The organism is Flavonifractor sp. DFI.6.63 (assembly GCF_024462255.1).
Taxonomy (GTDB): Bacteria; Bacillota; Clostridia; order Oscillospirales; family Oscillospiraceae; genus Lawsonibacter_A; species Lawsonibacter_A hominis.
In genome coordinates this window covers 1-385 of record NZ_JANGBE010000093.1, presented here as the reverse complement: position 1 = coordinate 385, position 385 = coordinate 1, and the positions used below count along the sequence as shown (strand labels likewise).

General features: G+C 34.3%; 1 protein-coding gene. It reads left to right on the top strand.

What is annotated here, in order from left to right; all coding sequences use genetic code 11:
* Nucleotides 1–385, top strand: a 385-nt coding sequence (locus tag NE547_RS18035) for a recombinase zinc beta ribbon domain-containing protein (protein ID WP_256176629.1), incomplete at both ends; no start/stop codon positions are given.

The following is a 385-nucleotide window of genomic DNA, read 5'->3' as shown; positions in this document are numbered from 1 at the left end:
TATAGAGAACCATCACGAGCCAATCATTTCGGAAGAAGATTTTGAAAAAGCTCAAGGTATTAGATTAAGAAGGTCAAAAAACAGAAATACCGTTGCTAATAATGGCGGTAAGAGAGAAAAGTATTCAAGAAAATATGCTTTTAGCAGTATGCTTGAATGTGGATTTTGTGGTCATAATCTTTCAAGAAGAAATTGGCATTCGAGTTCAGAGTATACAAAAGTTATATGGCAGTGTGTCAATGCTACTAAAAACGGAAAGAAGTATTGTCCGCATAGTAAAGGGATTGAAGAAGAAGCCATAGAAAAAGCATTCATGGAAAGTTATCGTCAGGTATGCCACAATAATGTTGAAATTACTAATGAATTCCTTAAAACTGTGGAAGAA